Genomic DNA, 6,643 nt, shown 5'->3' with positions numbered 1-6,643 from the left:
GGGGGGGGGGGGGGGGGGGGGGGGGGGGGGGGGGGGGGGGGGGGGGGGGGGGGGGGGGGGCGTGGGGGCGCCGTTCTCCGCCGGTGGTTCGGTCGCGTCGCGGTGTGCGCGCTCGGGCGCCCCGTCGCTGTCGGACCGCGGCTGCCCGCTCCCGCCGCTCGTCTCCACGATGTCCCCTCGTTCGAAGCGTCTTCCGCGCCCGGTGGCCGGGCGGAAGGGTCTGCGGTCGATGCTATGCGGTCGCCGGGGCACGTTCCGCCCCGGCACCCCTGTCTTCTCCCCCGCGTCGCACGACGCACACGGGTGTCGGCGTGTGCGGTGCCGGTCGGTGGTCCTACGGGCCCGTGGCTGTCACTGTCAGTGGTGGGCCGTATGGTCTGGGGTCATGGAAACCAGCACCGACGGCACGGCCTCCGTTCCCGCGGACGGCGAGGACGGCCGTCCTGCCGTGCGGGCGGCCGCGCCCCCTGCCTCGCTGTCACCGTCGCGCGCCAGTGACTTCATGCAGTGCCCGCTGCTGTACCGGTTCCGGGTGATCGACCGGCTGCCCGAGAAGCCGAGTGAGGCGGCGACGCGCGGCACGCTGGTCCACGCGGTGCTGGAGAGACTCTTCGACGCGCCGGCGGCCGAGCGGACGGCACCGCGGGCCAGGTCGCTGGTGCCCGGACAGTGGGACCGGCTGCGGGAGACCAGGCCGGAGGTCGTGGAGCTGTTCGCGGACGACGCGGAGGGTGAGCGGCTGGCGCGCTGGCTGGCCGAGGCCGAGCAGCTGGTGGAGCGCTGGTTCACGCTGGAGGACCCGACACGCCTGGAGCCCGCCGAGCGGGAGTTGTTCGTGGAGGCCGAGCTGGAATCGGGGCTCAGGCTGCGCGGGATCATCGACCGGGTGGATGTGGCGCCCACCGGCGAGGTGCGGATCGTCGACTACAAGACGGGCAAGGCGCCGCGGCCCGAGTACGCCGAGGGCGCGCTGTTCCAGATGAAGTTCTACGCCCTGGTGGTGTGGCGTCTGAAGCAGGTGGTGCCGCGCCGGCTGCAGCTCGTCTATCTCGGCAGTGGTGACGTCCTGACGTACGACCCGGTGATCGCCGATCTGGAGCGGGTGGAGCGCAAGCTGCTCGCGCTGTGGGAGGCGATCCGGCTGGCGACGGAGAGCGGTGACTGGCGGCCCCGGCCGACCAAGCTGTGCGGCTGGTGCGACCACCGGTCGGTGTGCCCGGAGTTCGGCGGTACTCCCCCGCCGTACCCCCTCCAGGTGAGGTCGCCCGGGTCGGCCGCCGACTGACAGGGCAGAATGGGCCCGGACTAGGGCCTGTCCGGTGGATCAGGCCTGGGCCGCGGGGGCCCGAAGCCGGCCTGATCCAGAGGACAGGCCCTAGCGAAGGAGACTTTCGTGGCCGTCCGGGTCCTACTGGTCGACGACCAGCCGCTGCTGCGCACCGGCTTCCGGATGATTCTGGAGGCGGAGCAGGACATCGCGGTCGTCGGAGAGGCCGGAGACGGTCTGCAGGCCCTCGACCAGGTGCGGGCGCTGCAGCCCGATGTGGTGCTGATGGACATCCGTATGCCTCGGATGGACGGGGTGGAGGCGACCCGGCAGATCACCGGGCCCGGACGGGACGGTCCGGCGAAGGTGCTGGTGCTGACCACGTTCGACCTGGACGAGTACGTGGTGGAGGCGCTGCGGGCGGGTGCCAGCGGGTTTCTGCTCAAGGACGCGCCGGCCAATGAGCTGGTGCAGGCGATCCGGGTGGTGGCGGGCGGGGAGGCGATGCTCGCGCCGAGCATCACGCGCCGGCTTCTCGACAAGTACGCGGTGCATCTGCCATCGGGCGACGAGCCGGTGCCGGACACGCTGCACACGCTGACCGACCGTGAGGTCGAGGTGCTGAAGCTGGTGGCCCGGGGTCTGTCGAACGCGGAGATCGCCGCCGATCTGTTCGTCAGTGAGACCACGGTCAAGACGCATGTGGGTCATGTGCTGACCAAGCTGGGGCTGCGGGACCGGGTGCAGGCGGCGGTGTACGCGTACGAGAGCGGGCTGGTGCGCCCCGGCGCGCAGTAGGCGCCGGACATCTCATTGCGCGCCGAGGGCGCCCTCTTCACCAGAAGAGGGCGCCCTCGGCGTGTGTGGCCGTGTCGCGTCAGCCCTTGCTGATCTCCCAGAAGCGGAAGACGGTCGACGCGTCCAGGCAGTACTCCAGGCCGTAGACGTCGTCGCCGACGACGGCGTACTGCTTGGCCTGCCAGATGGGGATGAGGGGGACGTCGGTGGCGACGAGGTTCTGGAGTTCGGCGTACTCCTTCTCCGTGGAGGAGCGCTCGCTCTCGGCGGCGGTCTTGGGGAGGAGTTCACCGGTGATGGTGTCGTTGGTGTAGTTGTTGCCCAGCACGTTGCCCTTGCCGAAGAAGGGGCCGGTGAAGTTGTCGGGGTCCGGGTAGTCGGGGACCCAGCCCTTCACGTACACGCCGTACTTGCCGGCGGCGATGTCCTTCTCGTACCGGCCGAAGGCGACGGATTCCACGTCGGCGTCGAACAGCCCGCTGTCGTTGAGCTGCGTGGCGATGGCCTCCAGCTCCTCGTCGGTGGAGGGGCCGTAGCGCGACGGTGTCGACCAGAGGGTCAGTTCGACCTTGTCGGTGATCCCGTCGGCGCGCAGCGCGGCCTCGGCCTTGTCCACGGAGGGGCGGGCGCCGTAGGTGTCGAAGAAGGCCGTGTTGTGGCCGGTGATGCCGGCCGGGATGATCGAGTACAGCGGTGTGGCGGTGCCCTGGTAGACCTTGTCGACGAGGGCCTCGCGGTCGAGGAGGTGGGCGATGGCCTGGCGGACGCCGAGCTTGCCGGTGACCGGGTCGTCCATGTTGAAGACGAGGTGCTGGACCTCGGCGCCGGTGCCGTCGACGATGTCGACTCCGTTGGCGGTGGAGGTGTCGGTCTCGATGTCGGAGATGTCGGAGGCGCTGAGGCCTCGGTAGGTGACGTCGAGGTCGCCCTCCAGCAGGTCCTTCTTCAGGGCGTCCTGGTCGCCGTGGAAGAACTTGAGGGTGACGCCGGTGTTCTCGACGTCGGCGGTGCCCTTGTAGTTGTCGTTGACGGTGAAGACGGCCTCGTCGTCACCGAAGGACTCCAGCTTGTAGGGGCCGGATCCGACCGCCTCGCCGTCCTTGCGGAGTCCGTCGGCGTCGTAGGAGCTCTCGTCGACGATCGAGCCGGCGCCAGAGGCGATCTTGCTGGGGAAGGTGGCGTCGGCGTACTTGAGGTCGAAGCGGACGGTCTTGTCGTCCGGGGTCTCGACCTTGTCGAGCATGGGGAACATGATCGCGGGGCCGGCGTCGTCGTTGATCTTCAGCATGCGGTCGAAGGAGAACTTGACGTCCTTCGCGGTGAGCGCCTCACCGTTGCTGAACTTCAGGCCGCCCTTGAGGGTGCACTCGTAGACCTTGGTGCCGTTGTCCGCGAAGGCGCATTCCTCGGCGAGGTCCGGTTCGGGCTCGGTGGCGCCGTTGGGGAAGCTCAGCAGCGACTGGAAGACGTTGTTGAAGAGGATCCAGGATCCGGGGTCGTAGCCGGAGGCGGGGTCGGTGGCCAGGACGTCGTCGGACATCCCCACCACGATGTTGGAGCCGGAGTCCCCGGATCCCCCCGAGTCGGAGCCACAACCGGTCAGCAGGCCGGCGGCAAGCCCTGTCGCCATGGTCAGGACGGGCCACTGGGTGCGTATGTTCACGTATGGATGCCTTGTGTCGTCGGGTGCATGCGGGCGCTCCGGGTTCCCCCGAGGCCGGTCGGCCTCTGTCCGGAGGTGTGGTGAGGTCCGGTCAGTCGCCCCTGCCGCGGCCCAGCTCCCAGAGCTGGAGCGTCGAGGCGGCGTTGAGGGCGTACTCGGCGCCGGTGATGTCGTCCCGGGCGGCGACGTACTGCTTGCCCTGCCACAGCGGGAGGATCGGCACGTCGTCGGCGACGATGTCCTGGATACCGGTGAGGCTGCCCGAGGCGGTGAGGCGGTCGGCCGCGCGGCGGGAATCGGGGATCAGCTCGGTGCGGATCTCGCGGTTGGCGTACGGCAGGCCGAGGAAGTTGTCCTTGTCGAGGAAGGGCGCGAGGTAGTTGTCGGCGTCGGGGAAGTCCGGGAACCAGCCCATGCCGTAGACCGCGTACTCGCCCTCCTGCTCTGCGGGGCGGAACGTGGACCAGGGGGCGCCCTTGATGGTCACGTCGAACAGGCCGCTGGCGTTGAGCTGCTTCCTCAGCAGCTCGAACTCCTTCTTCGTGGCCGCGCCGTAGTGGTCGGTCGTGTAGTGCAGGGTCAGCTTCACCGGGGTGGTGACGCCTGCGGTCTCCAGGGTCGCCTTCGCCTTGTCGACGTCCGGGTCGCCGTACTTGTTGAAGAACGAGTTGGAGTGGCCGGTGATGCCGGCCGGGACCAGCGAGAAAAGGGGTTCGGCCTGGGAGCCGTACACCTTGGAGACGAGTTCGCCCCGGTCGATGACCTCGGCCATGGCCCGGCGGACGGCCGTGCTCCTGACCGGGGAGGCGTCGGTGTTGAAGGCGAGGTAGCGGATCTCCAGGCCGGCGGACTCGATCACGTCGATGTCGCTGTCGGCGGACTCGGAGAGCTTGGTGATCTGCTCCGGCGTCATGGTGCGGGTCATCAGGTCGATGTCGCCGTCCTTCAGGGCGGTGCCCATGGCGTCGGCGTTCGCGAAGGAGCGCAGCTCGACCTTGTCGTTCTGCGGGTCCAACTGACCCTTGTAGTTGGGGTTCTTGGTGAAGACGGCCCGGACCAGCTCGTTGTTCTCGACCTCGGCGTCCAGGGTGTACGGGCCGGAGCCGTCGACCTCGAAGCCGTCGCGCAGCTCGCCCTTGTCGTAGTCGGCGGGGTTGACGATGCCGGCGACCGGGGTGGACAGCTTGTACGGGAGGGTCGCGTCGGGGCTGTTGAGGTGGAAGATCACCTCGTTGTCGCCCTTGGTCTCGACGAGGTCGATGGTGGACAGCAGGGCGAAGACACCGCTGTCGGCCTTGAGGGAGCGGGCGCGGTCGATGGAGAACTTCACGTCCTCGGCGGTGACCGGGGAGCCGTCGGCGAACTTCAGGCCGCTGCGCAGGGTGCAGGCGTAGCGCTCGTTGCCGCTGTCGGTGAAGGAGCAGTTGGAGGCGGCCTCGGGTTCCGGTTCGCCGTCGCCGCGGGGCTGGACCAGGAGGGTCTGCACGGTCTGGCGGAGGATGTTCCAGGTGCCGACGTCGTAGGCGTAGGCCGGGTCGATGGGGGCCGGGGCGTCCTTCGAGGCGGTGAACCGGTCGGTGGTGCCGACGACGATCGCGTCACCGCTGCCACCCGCGCTGTCGGTGGCACCGCAGGCGGCGAGTACCGGGGCGAGCAGACCGATCACGGCCGGCAGCACCAAGGTCTTGCGGTTCATGCTCGCGATTCTCCAGAGCTGTGTTCCGGGACGGGTGCTGGCGGGGTGGTGCGAGCGCGTCACGGGAAGTACGGCGATGTTCTCGTGTCGAGATTAGCCCGCACCGCCAGAGAGGCCCGCGCACACCGGAGTTGGGTTCCCATCACGCTGTGGAACCGGATGTGGACACAAACGGTGTAGCGCGCACGGAATGTTTGGGTGCACCCTTCACCAATCGGGACACAAAGGCGTGCCGAACACCCCTGAATGCGGGGATTGGACGCACCCCGAGGCCGCCCCGAAGCCCTGCGTGAGTGGTTAACGTCACAGACGGAAAGGGGTTCCCGAGTCCGGGAATTCAGTCATTGCGAGCGGACCGAATTCCCGGCGCGGGGCACTGTGCGTGATCTTGGAATTGCTTGCGTTCTCAATTGCCTGTCATCGTCACCAGGCCGCGCAGAAATGGCAGGTCGACCTCTTCCAGCGAGGTCACGACGGTGCGCCGGGCGGCGGGGGCGATGGGGGACACGGACGGGACGGCGACCACATGGCAGCCGGCGGCCTCGGCGGCGGCGACGCCGGTCGCGGTGTCCTCGATGACCGCGCACCGGGCCGGATCCGCGCCGAGGCCGGAGGCCGCGAGAAGGTAGGGGTCGGGGAACGGCTTGGTCCGCTCGACCTCGTCCCCCGCGACGGTAAGCGCGAAGTGCTGGGGGCCGAGCGAGGTCAGGACGCGGTCGATGATGCGCCGGTGCGAGGCGGATACCAGGGCGGTGGGGACGCCGTGCGTGGCGAGCTCGGCGAGGAGTCTGGAGGCGCCGGGCATCAGGGGCAGCGCGTGTCCGATACGGGCCTCGAAGCCGTCGTTGAGCAGCACGCTCAGCTCGGGGAAGGTGATGTCGGCGCCGGTGGCCTCGATCAGGAAGCCCGCGCTGCGGCTCATGGGGCCGCCGACCACGACATGACGCCAGGAGTCGTCGAGGGTGTGGCCGAGGCCGGCGAAGATCTCCACCTCCACGTCCCACCAGAAGCCCTCGGTGTCCACCAGGGTGCCGTCCATGTCGAGGAGCACGGCCTGCAGCGCGGAGCCTTCGGCCGTACGGGTTCCTAGCGCGGGGATCGTCGTCGTCATCCGGCGCACCTCCTTGTGGGACGAGCAGGCCGGTTCCCGGGTGGGGAACCGGCCTGCGGTGGACCGTCCAGTCTACGACGCCGCGCGGGGAAGCGCCTTCGGGCGAGG

The 6,643-nt window shown here is 69.4% G+C and carries 5 protein-coding genes; 2 read left to right on the top strand and 3 right to left on the bottom strand.

Annotated features, from left to right (window positions below; all coding sequences use genetic code 11):
• The first annotated feature begins 385 nt into the window (after nucleotides 1-385).
• Together AWZ10_RS23280 and AWZ10_RS23275 are read left to right on the top strand one after the other, a co-directional pair.
• Nucleotides 386-1,285, top strand: coding sequence for a RecB family exonuclease (locus tag AWZ10_RS23280; RefSeq protein ID WP_046709842.1), 900 nt, complete (start codon nucleotides 386-388; stop codon nucleotides 1,283-1,285).
• A 108-nt stretch (nucleotides 1,286-1,393) separates the two neighbouring features.
• A complete protein-coding gene (locus AWZ10_RS23275) occupies nucleotides 1,394-2,065 on the top strand; it encodes a response regulator (RefSeq protein ID WP_046709843.1) in 672 nt (223 codons plus the stop codon).
• A 79-nt stretch (nucleotides 2,066-2,144) separates the two neighbouring features.
• Here AWZ10_RS23275 and AWZ10_RS23270 read toward each other — a convergent pair whose 3' ends face one another.
• From AWZ10_RS23270 to AWZ10_RS23260, 3 genes are all read right to left on the bottom strand, one after another.
• Entirely contained in the window at nucleotides 2,145-3,728 is a 1,584-nt protein-coding gene (locus AWZ10_RS23270) for an ABC transporter substrate-binding protein (protein ID WP_046705321.1), read from the bottom strand.
• A 91-nt stretch (nucleotides 3,729-3,819) separates the two neighbouring features.
• Nucleotides 3,820-5,424, bottom strand: coding sequence for an ABC transporter substrate-binding protein (locus AWZ10_RS23265; protein WP_046705322.1), 1,605 nt, complete (start codon nucleotides 5,422-5,424; stop codon nucleotides 3,820-3,822).
• Between the two features lie 406 nt (nucleotides 5,425-5,830).
• Complete coding sequence (locus AWZ10_RS23260) at nucleotides 5,831-6,535, bottom strand: HAD family hydrolase (RefSeq protein WP_060891967.1); 705 nt, start codon at nucleotides 6,533-6,535, stop codon at nucleotides 5,831-5,833.
• Nucleotides 6,536-6,643: the final 108 nt, after the last annotated feature.

The sequence above is a fragment of the Streptomyces europaeiscabiei genome (genome assembly GCF_001550375.1).
GTDB classification, from domain to species: Bacteria; Actinomycetota; Actinomycetes; order Streptomycetales; family Streptomycetaceae; genus Streptomyces; species Streptomyces europaeiscabiei.
The sequence above is the reverse complement of the archived record's forward strand: the minus strand, read 5'-3'. Positions and strand labels throughout refer to the sequence as shown.